Consider the following 26,504-nt stretch of genomic DNA (forward strand, 5'->3'; position numbering starts at 1 on the left):
GCGAGTCGGGCCAGAATGCGCCACTCAGAGGATGGTTTGCGCCACTCGGCAGACGCGGGAGAGGCAGGTGGAACAATGGCGCCCATGTCTTCTGTCGTCCGCCAGTCCGAGAAGCTGAGGGATGTCCTCTACGACATCCGTGGACCCGTCAGCGCGCGAGCCGCGGCACTGGAGGCCGAGGGCCACCGCATCCTCAAGCTCAACATCGGCAACCCCCAGCCGTTCGGCTTCGACGCGCCCGCCGAGATCCTGCAGGACGTCATCGCGGCCCTCCCGGCCTCGGCCGGCTACTCGGACTCCCGCGGCATCCAGTCCGCGCGCCGGGCGGTCGTGCACAACTACCAGCTGCAGGACGGCTTCCCGACGATCGACGTCGACGACGTGTGGATCGGCAACGGGGTCTCCGAGCTGATCCAGATCGCCCTGCAGGCGCTGCTCGACAACGGCGACGAGGTGCTGATCCCCGTCCCGGACTACCCGCTGTGGACAGCCGTGACCAACCTCGCGGGCGGCGTGCCGGTGCACTACCGCTGCGACGAGGACAACGACTGGAACCCCGATCTGGCCGACCTCGAGTCCAAGATCACCGACCGCACCAAGGTCATCGTCGTCATCAACCCCAACAACCCGACCGGTGCGGTCTACTCGCGCGAGACCCTCGCGGGCATCGCGGACCTCGCGCGCAAGCACGATCTCGTGCTCATGGCCGACGAGATCTACGACAAGATCCTGTACGACGACGCGGTCCACGTCCCGATGGCCAGCGTCGCCCCGGACGTGCTGACCCTGACGTTCAACGGCCTGTCCAAGGCGTACCGGGTCTGCGGCTACCGGGCCGGCTGGCTCGTCGCGACCGGACCGCTGGAGCGGGCGCGCGACTATCTCGAGGGCATCACGCTGCTGTGCTCGATGCGGCTGTGCCCCAACGTCCCGGCGCAGAACGCGATCCAGGTCGCCCTCGGTGGATATCAGTCGATCAAGGAGCTCATCCTCCCCGGTGGGCGACTGCTCGAGCAGCGCGACACCGCGGTGGCCGAGCTGCGCAAGATCCCCGGCGTGAGCGTCGTGACCCCCAAGGGGGCCCTGTACGCGTTCCCGCGTCTCGATCCCGAGGTCTACCCGGTCAAGGACGATCAGCAGCTCGTCCTCGACCTGCTGCTGCAGGAGAAGATCCTGCTGACCCAGGGCACGGGGTTCAACTGGCCCGAGCCCGACCACCTGCGCATCGTGACCCTGCCGTGGGCCCGCGACCTCTCCGACGCGATCCAGCGGCTCGGCAACTTCCTCAGCAGCTACCAGCAGGTCTGATCTTCAGCCGGCCGTCACCCTGAGGTGGTGCGGTATCCATCGTGGGTGCCTACGGTGGCCAGATGAACCCCATCAAGCTCGCTCTCGTTGCAGGACTGACCCTGGTCGCCGCAGCCCCCGCAGCAGTTGCGGGCGCAGGGACCCATGGACCAGCCGACCACCGCTCGCGCGACTCGGCGCTGGTGAAGACCTTCGGTGCCGTCGACCGCGGCACGCAGTGGCGGCTGGTCGACAAGATGCGCCTCGACTTCCCGACGTTCCACACCGAGGGCATCGCCTTCGCGGGCGACCGCATCTTCCTCTCGGCGGTCGAGATCCTCGAGCCGACGGTGACGTACCCGACCCCCGTCGACGGCTACGACCGCTCGCCCGGCAAGGGCGTCGGGCACGTGTTCGTGATGGACCGCCAGGGCCGTCTCGAGAAGGACATCGTCCTGGGCGAGGGCGACGCGTATCACCCCGGCGGCATCGAGTTCGACGGCAAGGACGTGTGGGTGCCGGTCGCGGAGTACCGGCCGAACAGCCGCAGCATCGTCTACCGGGTGGACGCCGAGAGCCTGCGCGTCCGCAAGCAGTTCGAGGTCGACGACCACTTCGGCGGCATCGTGCTCGACAAGTCGACGGGCCACCTCGTGGGCAACACGTGGGGGTCGCGCCGGTTCGCTGAGTGGGACCGTCGAGGCCGCCAGCTCAGCACGTGGGCCAACACGAGCTTCTTCGTGGACTACCAGGACTGCCAGTACGTGCCGGCGGGCAAGATGCTGTGCGGCGGCGTGGCGAACCTGCCGCAGACACCGAGCGCCGGGGGACCGGCGGCGACGTACGAGCTCGGTGGCCTGGCGCTGATCGACCTGCGCTCGCACCGCGTCCTGCGTGAGGTGCCGCTGCAGCAGTGGTCGACGGCCGGCCACGTGGTGACCCGCAACCCCGTCAAGGTCACGGCCGACGGGGCATCGCTGACGATGCGCGTCGCCCCCGACAACGGCGAGGAAGGCAACGGGACCGAGATCCTCACGTACCGGGCCACCATCCAGAAGAAGTGAGGCGCATCACCAGGCCATTTCGCTTCTGTCGGTGGCATGCGGCATGATTTACCTCACATGTTCCAACTAGGAATACGAGAGGTCTCGACGCATGGCTGACATGATCCGGGCGACCGGGCTGGTGAAGAAGTACAAAGGTGTCGACGCGCTGGCAGGGCTTGACCTGACGGTGCCCGAGGGCAAGGTGCTCGGTCTGCTCGGTCCCAACGGTGCCGGCAAGACGACGGCGGTGCGTATCCTGGCGACGCTGCTGAACGCCGACGGCGGTACGGCCGAGGTGGCCGGCATCGACGTGGCCAAGGACCCCGACGGCGTCCGCGCACGCATCGGGCTGTCGGGCCAGTACGCCGCGGTCGACGAGCACCTCACGGGCTACGAGAACCTGCAGATGGTCGGGCGGCTCTACGGCATGCCCAAGGCGAAGGCCTCTGCGCGTGCCCGCGCCCTGCTGGAGCGCTTCGACCTCGCGGACGCGGGGGACCGGCCCTCCAAGACGTACTCAGGAGGCATGCGGCGCCGACTCGACCTCGCGGGCGCCCTCGTCGCCGAGCCGCCCGTCCTCATCCTCGACGAGCCCACGACGGGCCTGGACGTGCGCAGCCGCCAGCAGATGTGGGGTGTGATCCGCGATCTCGTGTCCTCGGGGGCGACGTTGCTGCTGACGACGCAGTACCTCGAGGAGGCAGATCTGCTCGCCGACGACATCGTCGTCATCGACCACGGCCGCGCGATCGCCCGCGGCACCGCCGACGAGCTGAAGGCGCAGACCGGCGGTGAACGCATCGAGGTGGTGCTGACCGATCCGGCGCGGCGCGATGAAGCGGCGCGCATCCTCGCGGAGGTTGCGGTCGGCGACGTGCAGCTCGGCGACAACGAGCGGGAGCTGACCGCACCCGTGAAGGGCGGCGTCCCGCAGCTGCGCACGGTGCTCGGGCAGCTCGAGTCGGCCGCGATCGACGTGCTCGACGTGGGGCTGCGACGGCCCACGCTCGATGACGTGTTCCTGAGCCTGACCGGGCGTGCCGCCGAGGACGCCGACGACGACAACGAGGAGGTGGCCCGATGACCACGCTCACCCGCCACGCGACGGACGGCTGGGTCGTCGCCAAGCGCAATCTCATCAAGATCATCCGCGTCCCGGAGATCCTGGTCTTCGTGCTGATCTCGCCGATCATGTTCGTGCTGCTGTTCGCGTACGTCTTCGGCGGCGCGATCGACCCCGGTGACGGGGTCAACTACCGCGAGTTCCTGATCGGCGGCATCTTCGCCCAGACGGTCGTCTTCGGCGCGACGTTCACCGGCGCCGGTCTGGCCGAGGACATGCAGAAGGGGATCATCGACCGCTTCCGCTCGCTGCCGATGTCCCGATCGGCGGTGCTGGTGGGCCGGACGACGTCCGACATCGTCTACAACGTGCTCTCGTTGATCATCATGGCGTTGACGGGGCTGCTGGTCGGCTGGCGCATGCGCGAGGGCGTGCTCGACGCGCTGGCCGGGTTCCTGCTGCTGCTCGTGTTCGCCTACGCGATCAGCTGGGTCATGGCCTGGGTGGGCCTGCTGGTGCCGAGCGTCGAGGTGATCAACAACGCCTCCTTCATCGTCATCATGCCGCTGACCTTCGTCTCCAACGCCTTCGTGCCGCTCGACTCGTTCCCCAGTGCGTTGCGCACGATCGTGGAGTGGAATCCGGTCTCGGCGGTCACCCAGGCGACGCGGGAGCTGTTCGGCAACACCGGGGGGATCCCGCCGGACTCCGACGCGTGGTCGATCCAGAACCCGATCCTCTACACGCTGATCTGGGTCCTGATCATCCTCGTCGTCTTCGTGCCGCTGTCCGTCCGTCAGTACCGCTTGGCCAGCAGCCGCTGAGCGAGATGAGAAAGGGTGTCCAAAACGCCCCCGCGGCCTGATGGTTCCCGCTATCGTGTGGGCGACTTCGGGACGGGGGACCCATGACAGATCTGCAACGACGTACGCTCCTGCTCGGCTCGGCGGGGCTGCTCCTGGCCGGGTGCGGCGGTGGCAAGGATGGCTCGAAGACCAAGCCCACCGCGACGCCCACGGGTCCCAACATCGTCAAGCCGCGCACGGGGAACGTGGTCACGGAGGCCGACACGGCGGCGCTGCGTGACCGCCTCAACCAGGCGTTCCGCACCGGCGACGTCAACCGGCTGAAGGCCGTCATCGACCCCGGGGACTACGGTCTCAAGGACTTCGAGAAGCGCTGGCGTCGACGCTTCGACAACTTCGAGCGGCTCGGCTTCGTCGAGGGCGAGTGGTACGTCGGCGTGCCGAACGGGCGCACCCGCAATGCCTCCGGAGGGCTGGTCGAGTACACCGGTGACCTCGTGTTCGCCCACACTGTCATGGGATGCGACGGCCAGCAGGTGGTCGAGACGACCCGCGCCGGGTTCCGCAAGAAGACTGCGGACGCGCCGCTCGAGCTCATGAGCGTCGGCGACGTCGAGGAGAGCTACGACCCGTCGATCTGGGACGTCGCGGAGGTCGACGCGATCGAGACCAAGCACGCTTGGATCGTCTTTCGACTCCAGGATCGCAAGCGGGCTCGGGCGTACGCCGCGCAGATCGAGACCGGCGCCGCGCGGGCTTTCGCCACGATGCCGCGCCCTCGTGGCGTCGACAAGGTCCTGTACGCCCTGACCTGGCCGGCGGTGGACGGCAAGCTCTACGGAGGTGTCGGCATCAGCGATGCGGACGCGCACGCCTACTACCACCCGTTCGTGGACCCGGACGAGCTCGCGCGGGGTCAGAAGAAGCCGGTCAAGGACAATGGCCTGCCACGCGGCACGGGTCGCGTGGGTCTGCACGAGGCAGCGTTCAGCAGGTCGGACTTCACCGCAGTGGCATGCCACGAGGCGGTGCACGTCCTCGCCGAGCAGTGGTCCGGACCGGGAGACACCCCGACGTGGGCCGTCGAGGGGCTCGCGATGTGGGCGGCGGAGGGTGGCGCACGTCTGATGGCGCGGGAGGGCGCCTCGATCCGATCGACGTTCGCGGAGTTCGAGCGCGTGGCGCTGAAGGGGTATGAGGAGTTCCACGAGACGCCGCGTGAGCGCGAGTTCTACGCATGCGCCGGCGCCGTCTACGCGTCCATCGAGGACGAGAAGGGACGCGATGCCGTGTTCAAGACAGCCGAGACCTTCTACGCCAGATCTCGTGAGGAGGCGGCCGACACGCTGGGACGCAGCGAGCCCGAGATCTTCGCGGCCACCCGCACGTGGTTGGGTCTGTGAGGCGTCTGGCGGCGTTGGTCGCCACCATCGCGGTGGGGCTGACGGCGTGCACGGGCGGGGACGAGCCGAAGAAGAAGGGCAAGGACGACACGGCGCGAGCGCTGCCGGTCCCGGCGAAGGCTCCGACCGCACGCGGGCCGGCGACCGGGCCGGCGCTGCAGCCCAAGGTGCTGCTCGCGGCCTCGGACGAGCTGGAGAAGATGGCCTCCGGCTCCTCGAGCGACGCCCTCGTCGAGCGCCGTTCCGGTGCCTTCGTGAGCGGGCGCACGATCGTCGGCTACTCCGTCGACGACCTCTCGGGGTACGACCTCGCATCCGGTGAGCAGAAGTGGACGGCCGATCTCGACATGGGCACCGGCGGAGTCTGTTTCGTCTCGCAGCCGGACCGCGCGGTGAAGAGCTTCACGGTCGCGTACGGCGCCGACTCGTACTGCTCGGATCTCGCGACCATCTCGGTCGCGGACGGCAAGGTGCTGTCGACCTCCAAGCGGCTCAGCGATGTTCTCAACGCGCCCGCCGAGTTCGACGGACCTTCGGGCGGCGCAGTCGACCACCTGTTCACGGTCGGCGGACGCGACCACATCGTCGACACGTCCGGTGCCGTCTGGAAGATGGCCAAGGGCGAGCCCCAACCTGTCGTCCGCCTCGAGGCGGACTCCTACGACCAGCTCCACACAACCCCCGAGGGCGACGTCCTCATCGGGACGCGCAGCGACAATCGCGGTCGGTGCCACGTGGACGGCTACGCCCTGCCGTCGTTCAAGCACCTCTGGACCGCGGACAACGGTGCACTGTTCCCCGAGGTGCGGGACGACTGCCTGATCTCGGCCGCACCCGGGAACGCCGCGTGGCTCGTGCAGCAGGCCGATGGCCGGGTCCACATGGCGCAGGTGGACCCCCTGACGGGCAAGGTCCTGGGCCGCGACGATGCGGCGTCCGACAGCGGAGGACGTGCGCCCGAGGGACAGCTCGATGTCGCGAGCGCCGCGAACCAGCTCGACCGGGCCCTCGGACTGCCGGGAGGAGACACGATCTTCGCGCAGGTCCGCGGGCTGTCGCGCTACTCGCTGGAGACCGGGAAGATGGTGTGGGACCTGGATCTCAGCCAGCTCGAGCTCGACTCCGAGGAGGACTACCCGCTGACGACGGTCCTGCCGCAGGGCGTCACGCCGGACGGTCACGTCCTTGCGTCGGTCAGCAACAACACCGGGGTCGAGATCGTCGCGGCCGACGTCAAGACCGGCAAGCTCGCGGCACGGTGGCCCGTCCCCGCGGAGTACCGCAACGGTTTCCAGACCGAGCCGGGCATGACGTTGTTCGCGGAGGGTGTCGTGCTGACCCGCAACTTCGATGCCTGGCGGCGTGCCTTCACCGGCTATGCCGCTCCGAAGGAGCCGAAGGGCGGCAAGTACGACATCGGCGTCTTCACCTACCCGCAGCCCGACAGCTCGGCGGCTCGGGCGGTGCCAACCGCAGGGCCGACCGATACCGACGTCGAGGTCCTCGGCGGTGTCGAGACCCCACCACGTGCCGCGAACGAACGTCATGCCGGAGCGCTCAGCACCGGATCCACGGTCGTGACGTACGCCGGGAACGTCGTGACGGGTCTGGACCCCGCGTCGGGGAAGCAGAAGTGGACCCTGCAGGTGGACGACGCCAAGGACGCGCGCGTCTGCTCGGCGGCGGAGCCGGACCGGGACGTGAAGACGTTCACGATCGCCTATCGCTCGGGCGGGGAGCGGGCTGAGTGCGACGCGCTGCTGCGTGTGAACGCCGCGGACGGGACGGTGATCGATCGGCTGGACCTGCCGCGCGGGGCGAAGCGGGTGTCGCAGATGATCGTCCACGACGGCGTCGTGCTCATCGTGACCGGCGACTCGAGGGTGAGTCGCTTCCAGGGCGGGCAGCTGGTGCCGGTTGCGAGGCTCGCACGTCAGCCGTACCAGGTGGAGCGGACGCCCGAGGACCCGTCGCTGCTGATCAGCACCTCGAAGCTCCAGGGGGGACGTGACTGGGCGATCGACGCCTATCGCATGCCGGGGTTCGAGCGGGTCTGGTCGACGAAGGCGAAGAAGGTGCTGTCCAAGGTCGACGTGAGGAACCCGATCTGGACGTGGCGCGGCAACGGCCTGTGGATCTCCACGACGTTCGGCGACATGTCCGATCCGGAGGGGACGGTCAAGGACGCTCTCGTGGCCCTCGACCCCGCCACGGGCCGGGTCGTCGGCCGATCAGGCTCGGTCAAGCGCGACTACCTCGCCGACGACCTGGCGACGTTCTCCCTGTGGAGTGCGGTCTCGTCCAGTCACGTCAGTGTCGGTTTCGACGACGGCGAGGTGATCGTCCTGCAGCCCCAAGGCGTCGTGCGCTACTCGCTGAGGGACCGCGAGGCCCGCTGGAGGACCAGCACCTCGTCGATCAAGGACTCGATGGAGCGGGACCGGCTGAACTCGCTGGCGACGGAGCGGATCGACCTCGTCGACGGGGGCAAGGCGGTGCTCGTGACCATGAGCAACGGCGTCTCGGTCGAGGTGATGACGCTCGACGCGGCCAGCGGCAAGATCACGGGGCGGTGGAACGTCCCCAAGGAGGCCCGCAACGGCCTGCAGGCGGGACCGGACGTCACTCCGTTCGACGGCGGGTTCGCGCTGACGCGCAACGACTACTCGTGGAGCTCGGCCTACGACGCGACCGGGCGCAGGGTCCCGGCGGACCCGCTGCACGACGCAGGGCTCTTCGCGCTGCCGAAGCCGAAGGAGCCCAAGAAGGAGTAGCTCATCCTCCTGAGCGCTTGCGAGCCGCGAACTGGGCCGCTTCCTCGAGCCGGAAGCGGGCGATGTCCCCGATCAGCTGGACGGGCAGCGGCTGGTCCAGCGGGAAGCGGATCGCCGACTTGGACGTCTTGTACGGCTTCAGCTCCTCGTCGAACCGGGCGAACGCCCCGGCGGTCGGGAAGAAGTTGAGCGAGGTGTGCTCGTCGTAGCCTGCGAACTGGACGATGACGACGCCGTGCTGCTTGTAGGCGGGGATGTTGTAGCTGATCGTCTCCTCGGCGTCGGGCAGCGCGGCGCGGATGACCGAGCGCATCTCCTGCAGCCGGGGCTCGACGTCGTACGTCGCCGCGGCGATGTAGTCCTCGACAGTCGTGTAGGTCTGCTTCTCGCGATCCGGGTGCTGGGCCATGCCTCCAGTATGGCCGCCGGGGACCGGACGGACGATGAGGGTTCCGGGTCGCTCGGGCTACCGCAAACCCTCATCGTCGGTCCCCACGGGGGCTTTTCCCTGGGGCGGCGGGGTGCGTACGGCGTGCCGTCGGTTCTCGTCGGGACCCTCGACTAGGCTGTAGATCTTCCCCCCAGACCGCGCCGAGGAGGCCTTTTTTCGATGTCGAGTGACTCGTCATTCGTGCACCTGCACGTCCACACGGAGTACTCGATGCTCGACGGCGCGGCTCTCCTCGACGGGCTCTTCGAACGCACCGCGGAGCTGGGCATGCCGTCGATCGCGATGACCGACCACGGCAACCTGCACGGCGCCTACGACTTCTACAGCAAGGCCAAGGCGCACGGGGTCAAGCCGATCATCGGCATGGAGGCCTATCTCACGCCCAACATCCCGCGGCACGAGAAGAAGGCCGTGCTGTGGAACAAGGGCGCCCGGGACGCCGACGTCGCGGGCCGCGGCGCGTACACGCACATGACGCTGCTCTCGGAGACCACCGAAGGCATGCACAACCTGTTCCGCATCGGCTCCTACGCGAGCCTCGAGGGCCAGTACCGCAAGCCCCGTGCCGACCGTGACCTGCTGCAGCGCTACGGCAAGGGCCTGATCGCGACGACGGGCTGCCCGTCCGGGGAGATCCAGACCTGGCTGCGCATCGGCAACTACGAGAAGGCGCGTGCCTCGGCCGCCGAGTTCCAGGACATCTTCGGCAAGGAGAACTTCTTCCTCGAGCTGATGGACCACGGCCTCGAGATCGAGCGCACGGTCCGCGACGGGCTGCTGCGACTCAAGGCCGATCTCGACCTGCCTGCCATCGCGACCAACGACTCGCACTACACGAGCCCCGAGGACGCCGAGGCGCACTCGGCCCTGCTGTGCGTCCAGTCCGGCAGCACCCTGACCGACCCCAACCGCTTCAAGTTCGACTCCAACGACTTCTACATCAAGTCCGCCGCCGAGATGCGCGACCTGTGGGAGGACCGGTTCGACCTCAAGGAGGCGTGCGACAACACGCTCCTGATCGCCGAGCGGTGCAATGTCGAGTTCACCGAGTCCAACGGTGGCTACATGGCTCGCGCCGACATCCCCGACGGGGAGACCGAGGAGAGCTGGTTCGTCAAGGAGGTCTGGCGGGGCATCGAGAGCCGCTACCCCGGCGACAAGCTGACCGACGAGGTCCGCGCCCGCACCGAGATGGAGCTCGACGTCGTCCGCACCAAGGGCTACTGCGGCTACTACCTCGTGGTCGCCGACTTCATCAACTGGGCCAAGGACAACGGCATCCGGGTCGGCCCGGGGCGTGGATCGGGTGCGGGCTCGATCGCCGCGTACGCGCTGCGCATCACCGACCTGTGCCCGCTCACGCACGGCCTGATCTTCGAGCGCTTCCTCAACCCCGAGCGCCCCTCGATGCCCGACTTCGACATCGACTTCGACGAGCGCCGCCGCAGCGAGGTCATCCGCTACGTCAGCAACAAGTACGGCGAGGAGCGCGTCGCGATGATCGCGACGTTCGGCCGGCTCAAGTCCAAGGCCGCGATCAAGGACGCCGCCCGCGTCATGGACTACCCGTTCTCGCACGGTGAGCGCATCACCAAGGCGCTCCCGGCCGACATCATGGGCAAGGGCGTGACCCTCAAGGGCCTGTTCGACAAGAACGACAAGCGCTACGGCGACGGCGGTGACTTCCGCAAGCTCCACGACGAGGACGCGGACGTTCGCAAGATCTACCAGACCGCCCTCGGCCTGGAGGGCCAGATCCGTCAGTGGGGCGTCCACGCCGCCGGCGTCATCATGTCCAGCGATCCCTTGATCGACATCGTGCCGATCATGAAGCGCGAGCAGGACGGCGCGATCATCACCCAGTTCGACTACCCGATGTGCGAGGCGCTCGGGCTGGTCAAGATGGACTTCCTGGGCCTGCGCAACCTCACGGTCCTCGACGACGCGCTGATCAACATCAAGCGCAACCGGGGCATCGACCTGGTCCTGGAGGACCTCGACTTCGAGGACCAGGCGACGTACGACCTGCTCGCCCGCGGTGACACGCTCGGGGTGTTCCAGCTCGACGGCGGGCCGATGCGTGCGCTCCTGCGCAGCATGAAGCCCGACAAGTTCGAGGACATCTCGGCCGTCGGCGCGCTCTACCGCCCCGGTCCGATGGGCGCGGACTCGCACAACAAGTACGCCCGCCGCAAGAACGGCCGCGAGCCGATCGACCCGATCCACCCCGAGCTGGAGAAGCCGCTGGAGACGGTGCTGGGGGAGACCTACGGCCTGATCGTCTATCAGGAGCAGGTCATGGAGATCGCCCAGGTGCTCGCCGGGTTCTCCCTCGGACAGGCCGACAACCTGCGTCGCGCGATGGGCAAGAAGAAGAAGTCCGAGCTGGACAAGCAGTACGCAGGCTTCCAGCAGGGCATGCTCGAGCGGGGCTACTCGCAAAAGGCGATCACGACGCTGTGGGACATCCTGCTCCCGTTCTCGGACTACGCCTTCAACAAGGCGCACTCCGCGGCGTACGGCGTCATCTCCTACTGGACGGCCTATCTCAAGGCCAACTACCCGGCCGAGTACATGGCGGCGCTGCTGACCAGCACGCGCGTCGACAAGGACAAGTCGGCGATCTACCTCAACGAGTGCCGTCGCATGGGCATCAAGGTGCTCCCGCCCGACGTCAACGAGTCGGTCTCCAACTTCGCCTCCGTGGGCCCCGACATCCGCTTCGGCCTGGGCGCGATCCGCAACATCGGCGAGAACGTCGTCGCGGGCATCGTGGAGGGGCGCACGACGGGCGGCCCCTACGCGGACTTCAACGACTTCCTCGACAAGGTCCCGACGCTCGTGTGCAACAAGCGCGTGCTGGACTCGCTCATCAAGGCCGGGGCCTTCGACTCCCTCGGGCACCGTCGGCGCGCGCTGACGACCGTGGCGGAGGAGGGCGTCGACCTCTACATCGACCTCAAGCGGCAGGCCGCGATCGGCCAGGACTCGCTGTTCGGCGGCGGCGACGACGTCTTCACGGGCGGCCGGGTCGAGGTGCCCGAGACGATGCCGGAGTGGGAGAAGACGCAGCTGCTCGCCTTCGAGCGCGACATGCTCGGCCTCTACGTCTCGGACCACCCGCTGCAGGGCCTCGAGCACGTGCTCCGGGCGAGCAGCGACTCCACGATCGGCGACCTGCTCACCAACACCGATCTGCCCGACGGCAGCACGATCCGCATCTGCGGGCTCATCACCGGCGTGCAGCGGCGGATGAGCAAGAAGGGCGACCCCTGGGCCTCGATCACGATCGAGGACCTCGAGGGCGGCATCGAGGTCATGGTGTTCCCAGGTGCCTACCAGCTCGCGATGCCGGTGCTCGTGCCCGACACGATCGTCGTGGTCAAGGGCCGCGTGCGCCGCAAGGACGAGGGCATCGAGCTCAACGCCCTCGAGGTCACGATGCCCGCGATGGGCTCCGGCGGCCCCGAGCGTCCGCTCGTCGTGACCCTTCCGGTGGCCCGCTGCACCGCCGACACGATCGGCACCTTCAAGCAGGTGCTGTCGGCCCATCCCGGCATGTCCGAGGTGCACCTGCGGCTCGTCGGCAACGGGACGACCAAGGTCATGCGGCTCGACGACAGCCTGCGTGTGGCACAGTCGTCGTCGTTGATCGCCGACCTCAAAGAGCTGCTGGGTCCCCATTGCCTGTCCTGAGCCCGTGCCCGTCGTGAGCGAACCCTCGCTCCCCACCTCGAACCCGCCGCGGGTGACCCCGGCGGTGCCTCGGCGCGTCGTGCTCGCGGCCGTCGTCATGCTGCTGCTCGGTGTCGTGGGCGGTCTCGTGTGGGTCTGGCTGGCCGATCCGGCCCAGTGGCAGGTCACCTCCCGCGGGATCGTCATGTCCGAGTCCGAGTCGCAGGGGCAGTTCGGCGTGATCGTGGTGTTCGTGGCGATCGGTGCCGTGGTCTCGCTCGGCTGGGGCTGGGTCACCGGCCGGCGGCTCGAGGAGCTCGGCTGGGTCCTCACCCCGTTCGTGGTGGTCGTGACGGTGCTGGCGGCGCTCCTGGCCTGGCGCATCGGGGTCGAGCTCGGCCCGCCCGACCCGGCCACGGTCGCGAGGCCGTCCGTCGGCGACCGCATCCCGGCCCAGCTGAAGATCGACGGGATCGTCCCGTTCCTCGTGTGGCCGATCTTCGGCCTGATCGGTCTGGTCGGTGCCGTCTGGTCGACCCGCCGGGAGCCGGACCCCGCGACGTACGCCTAGCGCGCGATGCGGGCGGTGACCGCTCCGGTCACCCGCACGAGATCCTCAGGTCGCACCTCGGCCTCGAGCCCACGACGTCCGCCCGAGACGAAGACCGTCTCCCACCGCGAGGCTGACCGGTCGACGACCGTGCGGTGCTGCTTCTTCTGCCCGACGGGGGAGATCCCGCCGATGACGTAGCCCGTGGCCCGCTGGGCCTGCGCCGCGTCGGCCATCTGCGCCCGTTTGCCGCCCAGGGCCTCCGCGAGGGCCTTGAGGTCCAGCGACCCCATCACGGGGACGACGCCGACGCACAGCTCTCCGTCGACGACCGCCATGAGGGTCTTGAAGACCCGGGCCGGCTCCACGCCGAGGGCGCGCGCCGCCTCCATGCCGAACGACTCCGCGCGCGGGTCGTGGACGTACGAGTGGGGGGTGAAGTCGATGCCGGCACGGTGGAGCATGACGAAGGCCGGTGTCGCGTCTGCGGGCTTCTGGTTGGCGGCCACAGCCTTACCGTAGTGCGTCCGTAGACTTGATGGTGTGATGAGACGTCTCGACCTTCGTGAGCTCGACCCCTCTGCCGACGAGGCCCCCGCGGTCTACAGCGCTGCCGTGCCACGTGCGGCCGTCGACGTCGAGCATGCGCTGGCGGCCGTCCGCCCGATCTGCGACGACGTGCGCAGGCGCGGCACCCAGGCGGTGCTGGACGCGGGCGAGAAGTTCGACGGCGTACGTCCGGAGCAGCTCCGGGTCCCGGCAGCCGCGCTGAGTGACGCGCTCGCAGACCTGGCGCCCGAGATCCGCGCCGCGCTGGAGGAGTCGATCCGCCGGTTGCGCCAGACCTGCGCCGCCGAGCTCGAGCAGTCGCTGGTCACCGACGTCGCCCCGGGTGCGACGGTCGAGCGGCGGATCGTGCCGATGCAGCGCGTCGGCCTCTACGTCCCGGGTGGCCTCGCGCCCCTCGTCAGCACCGTGATCATGAACGCGGTCCCCGCCCAGGTCGCGGGCGTGCCCGGCATCGCGTTGGCCAGCCCGCCGCAGTCCGAGTTCGGCGGACTGCCGCACCCCACGATCCTCGCGGCGTGCGCCCTGCTCGGCATCGACGAGGTCTACGCGGCCGGAGGCGCCCAGGCGCTCGCGATGTTCGCGTACGGCGCGTCGTCCGACGACGGTGTCGACTGCCGCCCGGTCAACCTCATCACGGGTCCCGGCAACATCTACGTCGCAGCGGCCAAGCGCCACCTGCAGGGCACCGTCAGCATCGACTCCGAGGCGGGCCCCACGGAGATCGCGATCATCGCCGACGACACCGCCGACCCCGCGTTCATCGCGGCCGACCTGATCAGCCAGGCCGAGCACGATCCCATGGCCGCCAGCGTCCTGATCACCGACAGCGAGGTGCTCGCGACGGCGGTCGAGGTGGAGGTGGACCTGCAGGTCGAGGACGCCAAGCACGCCGACCGCATCACCACGGCCCTCGACGGCCCGCAGTCGGCGACCGTCCTGGTCCGCGACCTCGACCAGGCCGTCGACGTCGCGAACGGCTACGCCGCCGAGCACCTGGAGATCCAGACCGCCGACGCGGGCCAGGTCGCGGCCCGGATCGTCAACGCCGGCGCGATCTTCGTGGGCTCGCACACCCCGGTGTCGCTCGGCGACTACGCGGCCGGCTCCAACCACGTCCTGCCGACGGCGGGCTGCGCGTGCCACTCCTCGGGTCTGTCGGTGCGGGCGTTCTGCAAGAACATGCACGTCGTGACCTACTCCGAGGCGGCGCTGCGTGAGGTGGGCGACCACGTCGTCACGCTGGCCGAGGCCGAGAACCTGCCCTCGCACGGCGCGGCCGTGTCGATCCGGACGTCGCGCTGATGCCCGTTCCCGACTGGGTCCCGATCCGCGAGGAGCTCCGGGACGACGAGCCGTACGGTGCGCCCCAGCTCGACGTGCCCGTCCAGCTCAACACCAACGAGAACCCCTACGGCCCGAGCGAGGAGACCGCCCGCGACATCGCGGACTCCGTGCTGCGCGTCGCGACGACGCTCAACCGCTATCCCGACCGCGAGGCGACCGAGCTGCGGACGTCGCTGGCGGCGTACCTGGGCCACGGGCTCACTGCCGACCAGGTGTGGGCCGCGAACGGCTCCAACGAGGTCATGCAGCAGGTGCTGCAGGCGTTCGGCGGGCCCGGCCGCACCGCGGTGTCGTTCGCGCCGACGTACTCGATGTATCCCGAGTACGCCCGCAACACGCACACCCGCTGGGTCGCGGGGCGTCGCCGCGACGACTTCGGGATCGACGTCGACGCGGCGCTCGAGCTGATCGCCGCCGAGAAGCCGGACGTCGTGATCCTGACGTCGCCCAACAACCCGACCGGCTCGGCGCTGGACCCCGCGCACACGCGGGCGGTGCTGGAAGCGGCCCCTGGCGTCGTCGTGGTCGACGAGGCGTACGCGGAGTTCCGCCGCGACGGGACGCCCAGCGCGCTCGAGCTGCTCGACAAGTTCCCGCGGTTGCTGGTGACCCGCACGATGAGCAAGGCGTTCGCGCTGGCCGGGGGCCGCCTCGGCTACGTCGCCGCGGACGCCGCGATCATCGACGCACTGCGCATCGTCCGGCTGCCGTACCACCTGTCCGCGGTCAGCCAGGCGGCCGCGACCGCCGCGCTGCGTCACCGGGACGAGCTGCTGGCCCAGGTCGACGCCCTGCGCACGACCCGCGACGAGACCGCCGACTGGCTGCGCGCCGAGGGCTTCGAGGTCGCTGACTCCGACGCCAACTTCATCTTGTTCGGCCGGTTCGAGGACCGGCACCAGGTCTGGCAAGGGCTGCTGGACCGCGGGGTGCTGATCCGTGAGGTCGGGCCCCTAGGATGGCTACGCGTGTCGATCGGCACGCCACAGGACATGCAGGCATTCAGGACGGCACTCCAGGAGGTGACCCGATGACGCTTCGCAAGACATCCCGCGAGGCCCGCACAGCGCGCATCGAGCGGAAGACCTCCGAGTCGCACGTCGTGGTCGAGGTCGACCTCGACGGCACCGGGGCCAACGACATCTCGACCGGTGTCGGCTTCTACGACCACATGCTCACGGCGTTCTCGCGGCACTCGTTGATCGACCTCACGGTCAGGACCGAGGGCGATCTGCACATCGACGCCCACCACACGGTCGAGGACACGGCGATCTGCCTCGGACAGGCGCTGCGCGAGGCGCTCGGCGACAAGGCAGGCATCAAGCGCTACGGCGATTCGCTCGTGCCGCTCGACGAGTCGCTCGCCCAGGCCGTCGTCGACGTGTCGGGCCGTCCCTATTTCGTGCACTCGGGAGAGCCCGAGCGCCAGATCACCGCGATCATCGGCGGGCAGTACTCCGGCTCGCTGACCGCGCACGTCCTGGAGTCGATCGCGCACCACGCGGCGGTCACGATGCACGTACGCCTGGTCGAGGGTCGCGATCCGCACCACATCGCCGAGGCGCAGTTCAAGGCCGTGGCGCGCGCGTTCCGGGAGGCGATCGCCCTCGACCCGCGTGAGTCCGGCGTGCCGTCGACGAAGGGTGCGTTGTGACCCGTCCCCGGGTGGCAGTGCTGGACTACGGATCGGGCAACCTCCGGTCGGCGGTGCGCGCGGTCGAGCGCGCGGGTGCCGAGGTCGAGCTGACCGCCGATGCCCGCGTGGCCGCGGAGGCGGACGGCCTGCTGGTCCCGGGCGTGGGGGCGTTCGAGTCCTGCATGAAGGGGCTCGAGGCGGTCGACGGCGTCCGCATCATCGAGCGTCGGCTGATCGCCGGTCGTCCGGTGCTGGGCATCTGTGTCGGCATGCAGATCCTGTTCGCGGAGGGCATCGAGCACGGCGTGCGGACCAAGGGCTGCGGCGAGTGGCCCGGGGTCATCGAGCGCCTGCAGGCCCCGATCGTGCCCCACATGGGCTGGAACACGGTCGAGCCGGGCGAGGGATCGCGCATGTTCGCGGGCCTGGAGGACGAACGGTTCTACTTCGTGCACTCCTACGGGCTGCGCGACTGGGTGCTGTCGCAGCCGCCGGCATTCCCCGACCCTCAGGTGACCTGGACCGAGTACGCCGAGGAGCGCTTCGTCTCGGCGGTCGAGCACGGTCCGCTGTGGGCGACGCAGTTCCACCCCGAGAAGTCCGGCGACGCGGGCCTGCGCCTGCTGCAGAACTGGCTCGCGACGCTCTAGGCCCGCCGTCCGCCCGATCCGGGCGGGGCGGGGGACCGCTCGGGCGACAGATAGCATCGCCTGCGTGACCCTCGAACTCCTTCCCGCCGTCGACGTCGCCGATGGACAGGCCGTGCGCCTCGTCCAGGGCGAGCTCGGCAGCGAGACCGCCTACGGATCCCCGCTCGACGCCGCCCTGCAGTGGCAGACCGACGGAGCGGAGTGGATCCACCTCGTGGATCTCGACGCCGCATTCGGCAAGGGCTCGAACCGTGAGCTGCTGGCCGAGGTCGTCGGGCGCCTCGACGTCAAGGTCGAGCTGTCCGGCGGCATTCGCGACGACGCGTCCCTCGAGGCCGCGCTCGCGACCGGCTGCACCCGCGTGAACCTGGGCACCGCCGCGATCGAGAACCCCGACTGGTGCGCCAAGGCCATCGGCCAGTACGGCGATCGCATCGCCGTGGGCCTGGACGTGCGCGGCACGACCCTCGCGGCCCGCGGGTGGACCGAGGAGGGCGGCGACCTGTTCGAGGTGCTCGCCCGCCTCGAGCGCGACGGCTGCGCCCGCTACGTGGTCACCGACGTCACCAAGGACGGCACGCTGACCGGTCCCAACCTCGACCTGCTGCGCCAGGTCTGCGAGCAGACCGACAAGCCGGTCGTGGCGTCCGGCGGCGTCTCCAGCCTGCAGGACCTGCGCGACATCGCGACCCTGACGGGTGTCGGCGTCGAGGGCGCGATCGTCGGCAAGGCGCTGTACGCCGGTGCGTTCACCCTGCCCGAGGCCCTGGCCGCGGTCCGGGAGAGCTGACCCGTGGCGGCCGCCGACGTCTGGTTGACGTTCTCGGCCGACCCGCGCGAGTCCGCCTCGGCCGACCTGAAGGCGTCCGACGCCGACCGGGACGTCGCGGCCGCCGCCCTGCGCGAGGCCTACGCCGACGGCCGGCTCACCCGCGACGAGTACGACGACCGCAGCTCGACGGCGCTCGGCGTCCGCTCGCTCGGCGGCTTCCTGCCGCTCCTCGTCGACCTCTTCCCGTCCGGGCCGGCGCCGGTCCCCGCCGTCTCGACCCAGCTGCGCTCCGAGGCGCTCGTGACGTACCGCCGCGATCTGCGGGACGCGCGCAACGGCTGGCTGTTCGTGTCGGGCCTGTGCACGGCCATCTGGGCTGCCACGAGCGGCGCCGCGGGCGAGCTCCTGTTCTTCTGGCCGGTGTTCCCGTCGCTCGGTGTCGGCATCGGCTACGCCTCGACGAGGCTCAACGCCGAGTCCCGGATCGAGGCGATCGAGGACAAGCTGGCCGAGTCCCGCCGAGCCCGCCGCCGCGACGACGACTCGCCCACCTGACCGCCCGTCGTGAGCGACCGATCTTTCGGCGTTTGCGTAGCCCTAGCACCGCGAACGCACAAAGATCGGTGACACCGGCGACGGACGTTTCGGCGTTTGCGCAGCCCCCGCACCGCGAACGCATAAAGATCGGTCGGCCCCGGTAGGCTCGTCCGGTGAGCCTCTCGGTCCGTGTCATCCCGTGCCTGGACGTCGACAACGGTCGCGTCGTCAAGGGCGTCAACTTCGTCGACCTGCGTGATGCGGGCGATCCCGTGGAGATGGCAAAGGTGTACGACGCCGAGGGCGCCGACGAGCTGACCTTCCTCGACATCACGGCATCGTCGGGCAATCGCAGCACGACGTTCGACGTCGTGGGTCGCACCGCCGACCAGGTGTTCATCCCGCTCACGGTCGGCGGAGGTGTCCGCACCCCCGACGACGTGGACCGCCTGCTCAGGGCCGGCGCCGACAAGGTGGGCATCAACACCGCGGCGATCGACCGGCCCGAGGTCATCGCCGAGATCGCGCACCGCTTCGGCAGCCAGGTCCTGGTGCTGAGCGTGGACGCGCGCCGGTCCGCCGAGCAGCCGAGCGGCTTCGAGGTCACGACCCACGGCGGGCGCAGGTCCGCCGGGATCGACGCGGTCGAGTGGGCCCGCCGGGCCACCGAGCTCGGCGCCGGCGAGGTGCTGCTCAACTCGATGGACGCCGACGGGACGAAGGACGGCTTCGACCTGGAAATGATTCGGGCGGTCCGTGACGTTACACAGGTGCCGCTCATCGCGAGTGGTGGCGCCGGACGCCTGGAGCACTTCCCCGAAGCGATCGAGGCCGGCGCCGACGCCGTGCTCGCCGCGAGTGTGTTCCACTTCGGCGACCTGACCATCGGACAGGTGAAAGAGACCTTGCGAGCTGCTGGACACCGTGTCCGTTAACGACACGACCAAGACGACCGACCCCACCGACCCCCTCGAGGCCGACCCGACCTCCGGGCCGCGCGACCGCGACCTCGGCGACGCCCGGACCGACAAGATCACCCGGCGCGGGTTCGCGCTGCTCGGGCGCGGCATCAAGGAGCAGCGGTTCCTGTTCTGGGTGTCGGTCATCGGCAGCGTGCTGTTCGGCTTCATGACCGTCGCGGACGCCCGCGTCCTCGGCTGGGCGACCGACAACGTGATCCGTCCGTCGTTCGCCCGCGGCGACGTCGCCGAGGGCGCGCTCGTCGCGGCCATCTCGCTGTTCATGGCGGTCGCGATCCTGCGGGCGCTCGGCATCGTGGCCCGCCGCCTCATCGGCGGGATCGTCTACTACCGCCTCGTCGCGGAGTACCGCCGGCGGGTCACCCGCCAGTACATCTCCCTGCCGATGTCGTGGCACCACCGGCACCCGACCGGACAGCTGCTGTCCAACGCGAACGCCGATGTCGAGGGTGCGTGGGCGGTCTTCATGCCCCTGCCCATGGCGATCGGCGTCATCGCGATGCTCGTCGCGGCCATCGCCGAGATGGTCCGCGCCGACCTCGTCCTGACCCTCGTGGGGCTCGTCGTGTTCCCGGCCCTGTTCATCATCAACGTCTTCTACCAGCGCTGGCTCTCGCCCAAGGTCGCCCACGCGCAGTCGCTGCGCGGCTCGGTCAGCGCCGTCGCGCACGAGTCGTTCGACGGCGCGCTCGTCGTGAAGTCGCTCGGCCGCGAGACCGACGAGACCGACCGCTTCCGCGAGGTCTCGCACGAGCTGCGCGACGCCAACATCGCCGTGGGTCGCATCCGCAGCGTGTTCGACCCGTTGCTCGAGGCGCTGCCCAACATCGGCATCCTGATGGTCATCGTGCTCGGCGTCGGCCGGGTCGCGAGCGGCGCGGCCGACCCGGGCGACGTCGTGGCGGTGGCCTACCTGTTCACGGTCGTGGCCTTCCCGGTCCGCGCGATCGGCTGGGTGCTCGGCGAGCTGCCTCGCAGCGTCGTCAGCTGGGAGCGGGTCGAGGCGGTGCTGCAGGAGCGCGGCTCGATGCCGTACGGCACGCAGACCCTGGCGGGCAATGGGCCCGTGCGCCTTGACGTCGAGGACCTGACGTTCCGCTTCGACGACGCGGACCGCGACGTCCTGCGGCACATCTCGTTCGACGTCCAGCCCGGCCGGGTCGTCGCGGTCGTGGGTGCGACCGGCAGCGGCAAGAGCACGCTGACCTCGCTGCTCACCCGTCTGGTCGATCCGCAGGGCGGACGCATCGCGGTGGACGGCGTCGACATCCGCGAGCTGACGCACGACGAGCTGGCTCGCGTCATCGCGGTCGTCCCGCAGGGCACGTTCCTGTTCGACGACAGCGTGCGCGAGAACATCACGCTCGGCGCCGACTACTCCGACGACGAGGTCTGGGCAGCGCTCCGCACGGTCCAGGCCGCCGACTTCGTCGCCGCCCTCCCGCGAGGTCTCGACTCCGAGCTGGGGGAGCGCGGCACGACGCTGTCGGGCGGCCAGCGCCAGCGGCTCTCGCTCGCCCGCGCCCTGGTCCGCCACCCGCGCCTGCTCGTGATGGACGACGCCACGAGCGCGGTCGACCCCGAGGTCGAGCAGCGCATCCTCAAGGCCCTCGCGGCCCACACGTCGGACGGCGAGGGCCCGACGGTCCTCGTGGTCGCCTACCGCAAGGCCACGATCGCCCTGGCCGACGAGGTGGTGTTCCTCGACGAGGGCGCGATCGCCGCGCGCGGCAGCCACGACGAGCTGGTCGAGGCCTCGCCCGACTACCGCAATCTCGTCAACGCCTACGACCAGGCGAGGGAGGCACAGTCATGAGCACGGTCGACGATCTCCCCGAGATCGAGTCCAGCCGCCTGAGCGGCACCGCGATCATCCGGCGGGGGCTCGCGCTGTCACCCGCGATCAAGGACGGGCTCGGCTTCACGATCGTGCTCGCGATCCTCAGCACCGTGGGCGGATCGGTCATCCCGATCCTGATCCAGCGCACGGTCGACTCCGGGCTCGGCGACGGCGCCGACACCGGCGTCGGCGACATCGCCGGCTTCCTGACGATCGCCGCGATCCTGGTCCTGTCCACCGCCGCGGTGGCCTACTGGATGCGCATCAGGCTGTTCAAGGCCAGCGAGACGGGCTTGGCCCAGATGCGCGTGGACGCCTTCCGCCACGTGCACGACCTGTCGATGCTGACGCAGAACTCCGAGCGCCGGGGCGTGCTCGTCTCCCGCGTGACGTCCGACATCGACCAGGTGTCGCAGTTCCTGCAGTTCACGGGCATCCAGATCGTGGTGAGCCTGGGCCAGATCCTCGTCGCGACGGCCATCATGGCGTACTACTCGTGGCAGCTCACGATCGTCGTGCTGGTCTGCTTCCTGCCGCTGGCGATCAGCCTCAAGTGGTTCGCGCAGCGCCTCAGCGACGCGTACGACATCGTGCGGCGCACGGTCGGCGAGATGATCGCCGTGATCGCCGAGCCCGTGGTCGGCGCCTCGGTCGTGCGTGCGTACGCGATCGAGAAGCGCACCCAGGACCGCGTCGACGAAGGCATCAAGGGCAACCTCGACGCCAACGTCAAGGCCCAGAAGCTCGTCGCGGTCACGTTCGCGGCGTCCGGCGTCGCGGGTGGACTCGCGATCGGCGCGGTCGTCGCGTTCGGCGTGATCCTGGGCGTGGCCGGTGACCTCTCCATGGGCACGGTCATCGCGTTCGCGTTCCTCGTCGGCCTGTTCGTGGGTCCGGTGCAGACTGCGACGCAGGTGCTGACCGACGCCCAGAACGCGATCGCGTCGTGGCGCCGGGTGATCGACCTGCTCGACACCCCCGCCGACGTCGTCGACCCCGGTCCCGCGGGTCGTCCGCTGCCCGGCGGATCGCTCAGCGCCCGCTTCGACGGTGTCACGTTCGCCTACCCGGGCGGTCCGCCGGTCCTCACGGGCGTCGACATCGAGATCGCCCCGCGCCAGCGGGTCGCGGTCGTGGGGGAGACCGGCTCGGGCAAGACGACGTTCGCCAAGCTGCTGACCCGCCTGATGGACCCCACCGAGGGGGTCGTGAGCCTCGGCACGAGCGGCGGGACCTGGCAGGACATCAGCGACGTGTCGTTCGCCGACCTGCGACGGCACGTCCTGATGGTGCCGCAGGAGGGCTTCCTGTTCGACGCCACGCTGCGCGAGAACCTGCTCTACGGCCGCCAGGACGCGAGCGACCGCGAGCTCGTCGCCGTGATCGACGAGCTCGAGCTGACCGACTGGTTCGCGGGCCTGCCCCACGGCCTCGACACCCAGGTCGGGCAGCGCGGCGAGTCGCTGTCGGCGGGGGAGCGCCAGCTGGTCGCACTCGTGCGCTCGGCCCTGGCCGATCCGCAGCTCATCGTGCTCGACGAGGCCACGAGCGCAGTCGACCCGCAGACCGAGCTCCGGGCGACGCGGGCGCTCGACAAGCTGCTGGACGGCCGTTCGAGCGTGACGATCGCCCACCGGTTGTCGACCGCGGAGAACGCGGACCGGGTGCTCGTCTTCGACGCGGGCCGGCTCGTCGAGGACGGCAGCCACGCCGAGCTCGTCGACGCGGGCGGGGTGTACGCCCGGCTGCACGCGAGCTGGGTCGCGCAGGCCTCGATCTCGGGCTCGCAGGCCGTGACGGAGCCGTCATGACCTCACCTGAGACACTGGGTCCCGTGCCCAGCCTCGATCCCGCCATCGCCGACCGTCTCAAGCGTGACGCCGACGGGCTCGTGCCCGCGGTCGTCCAGGACGCGACCAGCCGCGACGTGCTGATGGTCGGCTGGATGGACGACGAGGCGCTGCACCGCACGCTCACCACCGGGCGCGGCACGTTCTGGAGCCGCAGCCGCCAGTCCTACTGGGTCAAGGGCGAGACCTCGGGGCACGTCCAGCACGTCCGCGAGGTCAGGCTCGACTGCGACGGCGACACCCTGCTCGTCGTCGTGGACCAGACCGGTCCCGCCTGCCACACCGGCGACCCCACCTGCTTCGACGCGGACCGCCTGCTGTGACCCCCCGGCGGCTCTACGGCCCGGTCGTCCTCGCGACGCTGGCCGCGGGCGGGCTCGCCTTCTTCGCCGCGGCGCGCACGTGGGCGGATGCGAAGCTGTCGTCCGAGGGACTGCCGCCCTCGACGGTCGGTGTGTCCGGCACGGACGCGGAGCCCCTCGTCTCGGCGCTCGCCCTGGTCGTCGTCACCGCTGCGCTGGCCGTCCTGGCGGCGGGGCCGCGCCTGCGCCGCGTGGTCGGCGCCCTGACGATGCTGGTGTCGGTCCTGGCCGTGGTGGTGGCCCCGCCGTCGGGCAGCGACGCCCTGGACCGGGCGCTGCGCAAGGCCGCGGAGGAGTCCCCGTCGTTCACCGGACCGGAGTCGATCGGCGACATCTCGTCCACCCCGTGGTACGCCGTCACGGTGCTCGCGTTCGTCGTGGCCTTCCTGCTGGGCGCAGCGACGATCCGGTGGGCCGGGGCCTGGCCCACGATGGGGCGGCGCTACGAGGCGCCTGCGGCCCGCGCTGCCGGGACCGAGGAGGTCTCCGACAGCGACATGTGGAAGGCGATGGACGAGGGGCAGGATCCCACCCAGTAGTCTGGGCCGCGAGTTCCATCACCGCCCGAGGAGAGTTGTCCCATGCACGGATCATCGCCAGCCGCCTGGACCGGAGTCATCTTGTGCCTCCTCGGCATCACGATCGGCGGCGTCGCTCTGATCCCCGAGCCCCGCTGGATCATGTTCTGGATCGGCGTGGGCATCACCCTCGCCTCCGGCATCGTGGGCTGGGCCATGGCCGCAGCGGGCTTCGGCGTCGACCGCGCCGAGCACTCCCACAACTGACCTTCGCTCGTTCACCCCGCCGACGGATCTGAGGCCCTCCCATGACCGATTACCCGCAGTACCCCCAGTACCCCGGTGAGGACGGTCCCCAGGGCCAGCCGCAGCAGCCCCCGCAGCCGCCCAACGGCCCCGGGCAGGGCCAGGCCCCGCCGCCCCCGCCCGGGTACGGCCAGCAGCCGCCCGCGTACGGCCAGCCCCCCGCATACGGCCATGCTCCGGGCTACGGCCAGCCGCCGACGTACGGTCAGCCGCCCCAGGGCTACGGTCCGCGTCCGTTCGCGAGCTGGGGCTCACGGGTGGGTGCCTACCTGCTCGACGGCCTCATCGGCGCGGCTGTCGCGCTCGTCCCGCTGATCGCGGGCTTCATCGTGATCGCCGCGACCGGCACCGAGCGCACCGACTACGCGGGCAACACGACCATCGAGGATGCCAACCCCCTCGGCTACGTGCTGTTGATCCTGGGCTACGTCGCCGCGTTCGTCTTCGCGCTGTGGAACTACGTGTTCCGGCAGGGACGCACCGGCCAGTCGCTGGGCAAGAAGATCGTGGGCATCAAGGTCGTCAAGGAGCAGACCGGCCAGCCCATGGGCGTCGGCCTGGCCCTCGGCCGCTACCTGCTGAACACGATCCTGACGACCATCACGTGCTACATCAACGTGCTGTGGCCGCTGTGGGACGACAAGAAGCAGGCCCTGCACGACAAGGTCGTGTCGACGGTCGTCGTCTCCGCGAACTGACCCATGGCGGTCCCGGTCCCAGCCGCCCGCGAGCCGGTCCACCCCCTGGTGGCACCGGCGGCGGTCGCGGCTGCCGGGACCGCCGCGGCAGTCCTGCTGCACCTGCGCGACCCGCACGACTCCGGCACGTACGGCTTCTGCCCGTTCCTGGCGCTGACCGGCCAGCCGTGCCCGGGGTGCGGCGGGCTCCGCGCGGTCAACGACCTCACCCGCGGCGACCTGGTCGGAGCGCTCAGCAGCAATGCGCTGGCCGTCGTCCTGGTCGCCGTGCTGGCGGTCGCCTGGGTGCTGTGGGTCGTGCGCCGGTCCACGGGGCGACGCGACCGCATGATCGTGCTCGGCAAGGGCTCGGGCGCGGCGGTGCTGGGCGTCCTCGCTGTGTTCACGGTCGTGCGGATGACCCCGTGGGGCAGCTGGCTCGCGCCCTGAGTGCGGTCTGTACACAACCCGGGGTCCATGGGAACCCGGGTCGGGATACCCTTGAACGACAGGACCATCGACCGCAGAGGAGGATCCATGTCAGTGCTCGACGAGATCCTGGTCGGTGTGGCCGAGGACCTGGAGACGCGCATGGCCGCGACCAGCCTCGAAGACCTCAAGCAGCAGGCGTCGCGCCAGCCCCCTGCGCTGGACCCGATGCCGGCCTTCCGGTCGGACGGCGTCTCGGTGATCGCCGAGGTCAAGCGGTCGAGCCCCAGCGAGGGCCGGCTCGCGACCATCAAGGACCCCGCCGCGCTGGCGACGGACTACGCCGCAGGCGGTGCCGCAGCGATCAGCGTGCTGACCGAGGAGCGCCGTTTCGGCGGCACGCTGGCCGACCTGCGCGCGGTCCGCGGCACGGTCGACGTCCCGCTGCTGCGCAAGGACTTCATCACGACCTCCTACCAGCTGTGGGAGGCACGCGCGGCCGGCGCCGACATGGCGCTGCTCATCGTCGCGGCCCTCGAGCAGATCGCGCTGGAGAGCCTCATCGAGCGGGCGCGGTCGATCGGCCTGACCCCCCTGGTGGAGGTCAACGACGAGGCCGAGGTCAAGCGCGCGGTCGACGCCGGCGCCGACCTGATCGGCGTCAACGCCCGCAACCTCAAGACGCTCGAGGTCGACCGTGGCACGTTCGAGCGCCTCGCCCCCCTCATCCCCGACACCGCGGTCAAGGTCGCGGCCTCGGGTGTGCGCGGTCCGCGCGACGTCATCGACTACGCCAAGTCCGGCGCCAACGTCGTGCTGGTCGGCGAGACCCTCGTTCGCGGCGACGACCCCCGGGCCAGCGTCGCGGACCTCGTCGCGGCCGGCGTCCATCCCGCGCTTCAGCAGCACCGCTGGTAGTGGCGTCACCGTGCTGCGGTGACGCGCCTTCGTCCGCCTGCCGCTGCCCCTGACCCCTCT

Annotated in this window: 25 protein-coding genes; 23 read left to right on the forward strand and 2 right to left on the reverse strand. The window is 70.0% G+C overall.

What is annotated here, in order from left to right; translation table 11 throughout:
- The first annotated feature begins 84 nt into the window (after window positions 1-84).
- The 6 genes from GEV26_RS06960 (at window position 85) to GEV26_RS06985 (ending at window position 8,379) form a co-directional block, all read left to right on the forward strand.
- Window positions 85-1,308: a pyridoxal phosphate-dependent aminotransferase gene (locus GEV26_RS06960; protein WP_153652394.1), complete on the forward strand. Its 1,224-nt coding sequence runs from the start codon at window positions 85-87 to the stop codon at window positions 1,306-1,308.
- Between the two features lie 62 nt (window positions 1,309-1,370).
- Complete coding sequence (locus GEV26_RS06965) at window positions 1,371-2,351, forward strand: DUF6454 family protein (protein ID WP_153652395.1); 981 nt, start codon at window positions 1,371-1,373, stop codon at window positions 2,349-2,351.
- A 91-nt stretch (window positions 2,352-2,442) separates the two neighbouring features.
- Window positions 2,443-3,417, forward strand: a complete 975-nt coding sequence (locus GEV26_RS06970; protein WP_153652396.1) for an ATP-binding cassette domain-containing protein — start codon at window positions 2,443-2,445, stop codon at window positions 3,415-3,417.
- Window positions 3,414-4,220 (forward strand): ABC transporter permease, encoded by an 807-nt coding sequence (locus tag GEV26_RS06975; RefSeq protein WP_153652397.1) that lies wholly within the window; start codon window positions 3,414-3,416, stop codon window positions 4,218-4,220. Before GEV26_RS06970 ends, GEV26_RS06975 begins: the two co-directional genes overlap by 4 nt.
- 83 nt (window positions 4,221-4,303) lie before the next feature.
- Window positions 4,304-5,605 carry a hypothetical protein gene (locus GEV26_RS06980; RefSeq protein WP_153652398.1) on the forward strand — a complete coding sequence of 434 codons (1,302 nt, stop codon included), beginning with the start codon at window positions 4,304-4,306 and terminating at the stop codon, window positions 5,603-5,605.
- Entirely contained in the window at window positions 5,602-8,379 is a 2,778-nt protein-coding gene (locus GEV26_RS06985) for an outer membrane protein assembly factor BamB family protein (RefSeq protein ID WP_153652399.1), read from the forward strand. Before GEV26_RS06980 ends, GEV26_RS06985 begins: the two co-directional genes overlap by 4 nt.
- A 1-nt stretch (window position 8,380) precedes the next feature.
- Here GEV26_RS06985 and GEV26_RS06990 read toward each other — a convergent pair whose 3' ends face one another.
- Window positions 8,381-8,788: an iron chaperone gene (locus GEV26_RS06990; protein ID WP_153652400.1), complete on the reverse strand. Its 408-nt coding sequence runs from the start codon at window positions 8,786-8,788 to the stop codon at window positions 8,381-8,383.
- A gap of 201 nt (window positions 8,789-8,989) precedes the next feature.
- Between GEV26_RS06990 and dnaE the strand changes: the two genes are divergently transcribed.
- Window positions 8,990-12,526, forward strand: a complete 3,537-nt coding sequence (gene dnaE / locus GEV26_RS06995; protein WP_153652401.1) for a DNA polymerase III subunit alpha — start codon at window positions 8,990-8,992, stop codon at window positions 12,524-12,526.
- A gap of 13 nt (window positions 12,527-12,539) precedes the next feature.
- The gene (locus GEV26_RS07000; protein ID WP_153652402.1) at window positions 12,540-13,076 is read left to right on the forward strand and encodes a hypothetical protein; all 537 of its coding nucleotides are present in this window, start codon (window positions 12,540-12,542) and stop codon (window positions 13,074-13,076) included.
- Here the strand turns inward: GEV26_RS07000 and ybaK are convergent.
- On the reverse strand, window positions 13,073-13,564 hold the full coding sequence (ybaK, locus tag GEV26_RS07005) for a Cys-tRNA(Pro) deacylase (RefSeq protein ID WP_279586768.1): 492 nt from the start codon (window positions 13,562-13,564) through the stop codon (window positions 13,073-13,075). The two genes, GEV26_RS07000 and ybaK, sit on opposite strands and share 4 nt — an antisense overlap.
- 34 nt (window positions 13,565-13,598) lie before the next feature.
- Between ybaK and hisD the strand changes: the two genes are divergently transcribed.
- The 15 genes from hisD (at window position 13,599) to trpC (ending at window position 26,444) form a co-directional block, all read left to right on the forward strand.
- Entirely contained in the window at window positions 13,599-14,927 is a 1,329-nt protein-coding gene (gene hisD / locus GEV26_RS07010) for a histidinol dehydrogenase (RefSeq protein ID WP_243838995.1), read from the forward strand.
- Window positions 14,927-16,003 (forward strand): histidinol-phosphate transaminase, encoded by a 1,077-nt coding sequence (locus GEV26_RS07015; protein ID WP_153652404.1) that lies wholly within the window; start codon window positions 14,927-14,929, stop codon window positions 16,001-16,003. The genes hisD and GEV26_RS07015 overlap by 1 nt, the downstream gene beginning before the upstream one ends.
- Window positions 16,000-16,623, forward strand: a complete 624-nt coding sequence (gene hisB, locus GEV26_RS07020) for an imidazoleglycerol-phosphate dehydratase HisB (protein ID WP_153652405.1) — start codon at window positions 16,000-16,002, stop codon at window positions 16,621-16,623. Before GEV26_RS07015 ends, hisB begins: the two co-directional genes overlap by 4 nt.
- Window positions 16,620-17,255, forward strand: coding sequence for an imidazole glycerol phosphate synthase subunit HisH (gene hisH, locus GEV26_RS07025; RefSeq protein ID WP_153652406.1), 636 nt, complete (start codon window positions 16,620-16,622; stop codon window positions 17,253-17,255). The genes hisB and hisH overlap by 4 nt, the downstream gene beginning before the upstream one ends.
- A gap of 64 nt (window positions 17,256-17,319) precedes the next feature.
- On the forward strand, window positions 17,320-18,045 hold the full coding sequence (priA, locus tag GEV26_RS07030; RefSeq protein WP_153652407.1) for a bifunctional 1-(5-phosphoribosyl)-5-((5-phosphoribosylamino)methylideneamino)imidazole-4-carboxamide isomerase/phosphoribosylanthranilate isomerase PriA: 726 nt from the start codon (window positions 17,320-17,322) through the stop codon (window positions 18,043-18,045).
- Window positions 18,046-18,048: 3 nt separating this feature from the next.
- Window positions 18,049-18,582, forward strand: coding sequence for a DUF1707 domain-containing protein (locus tag GEV26_RS07035; RefSeq protein ID WP_153652408.1), 534 nt, complete (start codon window positions 18,049-18,051; stop codon window positions 18,580-18,582).
- A gap of 155 nt (window positions 18,583-18,737) precedes the next feature.
- Window positions 18,738-19,499: an imidazole glycerol phosphate synthase subunit HisF gene (gene hisF / locus GEV26_RS07040; RefSeq protein WP_153652409.1), complete on the forward strand. Its 762-nt coding sequence runs from the start codon at window positions 18,738-18,740 to the stop codon at window positions 19,497-19,499.
- On the forward strand, window positions 19,489-21,360 hold the full coding sequence (locus GEV26_RS07045) for an ABC transporter ATP-binding protein (RefSeq protein ID WP_243838996.1): 1,872 nt from the start codon (window positions 19,489-19,491) through the stop codon (window positions 21,358-21,360). Before hisF ends, GEV26_RS07045 begins: the two co-directional genes overlap by 11 nt.
- Window positions 21,357-23,195, forward strand: coding sequence for an ABC transporter ATP-binding protein (locus tag GEV26_RS07050; protein ID WP_153652410.1), 1,839 nt, complete (start codon window positions 21,357-21,359; stop codon window positions 23,193-23,195). The genes GEV26_RS07045 and GEV26_RS07050 overlap by 4 nt, the downstream gene beginning before the upstream one ends.
- Window positions 23,192-23,557, forward strand: coding sequence for a phosphoribosyl-AMP cyclohydrolase (hisI, locus tag GEV26_RS07055; RefSeq protein WP_153652411.1), 366 nt, complete (start codon window positions 23,192-23,194; stop codon window positions 23,555-23,557). The genes GEV26_RS07050 and hisI overlap by 4 nt, the downstream gene beginning before the upstream one ends.
- Window positions 23,554-24,135, forward strand: coding sequence for a Trp biosynthesis-associated membrane protein (locus GEV26_RS07060; RefSeq protein WP_194839988.1), 582 nt, complete (start codon window positions 23,554-23,556; stop codon window positions 24,133-24,135). The genes hisI and GEV26_RS07060 overlap by 4 nt, the downstream gene beginning before the upstream one ends.
- A 42-nt stretch (window positions 24,136-24,177) precedes the next feature.
- Window positions 24,178-24,381, forward strand: a complete 204-nt coding sequence (locus GEV26_RS07065; RefSeq protein ID WP_153652413.1) for an HGxxPAAW family protein — start codon at window positions 24,178-24,180, stop codon at window positions 24,379-24,381.
- A 41-nt stretch (window positions 24,382-24,422) separates the two neighbouring features.
- The gene (locus tag GEV26_RS07070; RefSeq protein ID WP_153652414.1) at window positions 24,423-25,118 is read left to right on the forward strand and encodes an RDD family protein; all 696 of its coding nucleotides are present in this window, start codon (window positions 24,423-24,425) and stop codon (window positions 25,116-25,118) included.
- Between the two features lie 3 nt (window positions 25,119-25,121).
- Window positions 25,122-25,547, forward strand: a complete 426-nt coding sequence (locus tag GEV26_RS07075) for a DUF2752 domain-containing protein (RefSeq protein ID WP_153652415.1) — start codon at window positions 25,122-25,124, stop codon at window positions 25,545-25,547.
- Between the two features lie 87 nt (window positions 25,548-25,634).
- Window positions 25,635-26,444, forward strand: coding sequence for an indole-3-glycerol phosphate synthase TrpC (gene trpC, locus GEV26_RS07080; protein WP_153652416.1), 810 nt, complete (start codon window positions 25,635-25,637; stop codon window positions 26,442-26,444).
- Window positions 26,445-26,504 lie beyond the last annotated feature (60 nt).

It is taken from the genome of Aeromicrobium yanjiei, assembly GCF_009649075.1.
Classification (GTDB): Bacteria; Actinomycetota; Actinomycetes; order Propionibacteriales; family Nocardioidaceae; genus Aeromicrobium; species Aeromicrobium yanjiei.

What these genes read in the sequence shown, in the direction of transcription:
- GEV26_RS06960 (WP_153652394.1), top strand. Translation starts at nt 85, where the DNA reads ATGTCTTCTGTCGTCCGCCAGTCCGAGAAGCTGAGGGATGTCCTCTAC.
- GEV26_RS06965 (WP_153652395.1), top strand. Translation starts at nt 1,371, where the DNA reads ATGAACCCCATCAAGCTCGCTCTCGTTGCAGGACTGACCCTGGTCGCC.
- GEV26_RS06970 (WP_153652396.1), top strand. Translation starts at nt 2,443, where the DNA reads ATGGCTGACATGATCCGGGCGACCGGGCTGGTGAAGAAGTACAAAGGT.
- GEV26_RS06975 (WP_153652397.1), top strand. Translation starts at nt 3,414, where the DNA reads ATGACCACGCTCACCCGCCACGCGACGGACGGCTGGGTCGTCGCCAAG.
- GEV26_RS06980 (WP_153652398.1), top strand. Translation starts at nt 4,304, where the DNA reads ATGACAGATCTGCAACGACGTACGCTCCTGCTCGGCTCGGCGGGGCTG.
- GEV26_RS06990 (WP_153652400.1), bottom strand. Translation starts at nt 8,788, where the DNA reads ATGGCCCAGCACCCGGATCGCGAGAAGCAGACCTACACGACTGTCGAG.
- dnaE (WP_153652401.1), top strand. Translation starts at nt 8,990, where the DNA reads ATGTCGAGTGACTCGTCATTCGTGCACCTGCACGTCCACACGGAGTAC.
- GEV26_RS07015 (WP_153652404.1), top strand. Translation starts at nt 14,927, where the DNA reads ATGCCCGTTCCCGACTGGGTCCCGATCCGCGAGGAGCTCCGGGACGAC.
- hisB (WP_153652405.1), top strand. Translation starts at nt 16,000, where the DNA reads ATGACGCTTCGCAAGACATCCCGCGAGGCCCGCACAGCGCGCATCGAG.
- GEV26_RS07050 (WP_153652410.1), top strand. Translation starts at nt 21,357, where the DNA reads ATGAGCACGGTCGACGATCTCCCCGAGATCGAGTCCAGCCGCCTGAGC.
- hisI (WP_153652411.1), top strand. Translation starts at nt 23,192, where the DNA reads ATGACCTCACCTGAGACACTGGGTCCCGTGCCCAGCCTCGATCCCGCC.
- GEV26_RS07065 (WP_153652413.1), top strand. Translation starts at nt 24,178, where the DNA reads ATGCACGGATCATCGCCAGCCGCCTGGACCGGAGTCATCTTGTGCCTC.
- GEV26_RS07070 (WP_153652414.1), top strand. Translation starts at nt 24,423, where the DNA reads ATGACCGATTACCCGCAGTACCCCCAGTACCCCGGTGAGGACGGTCCC.
- GEV26_RS07075 (WP_153652415.1), top strand. Translation starts at nt 25,122, where the DNA reads ATGGCGGTCCCGGTCCCAGCCGCCCGCGAGCCGGTCCACCCCCTGGTG.
- trpC (WP_153652416.1), top strand. Translation starts at nt 25,635, where the DNA reads ATGTCAGTGCTCGACGAGATCCTGGTCGGTGTGGCCGAGGACCTGGAG.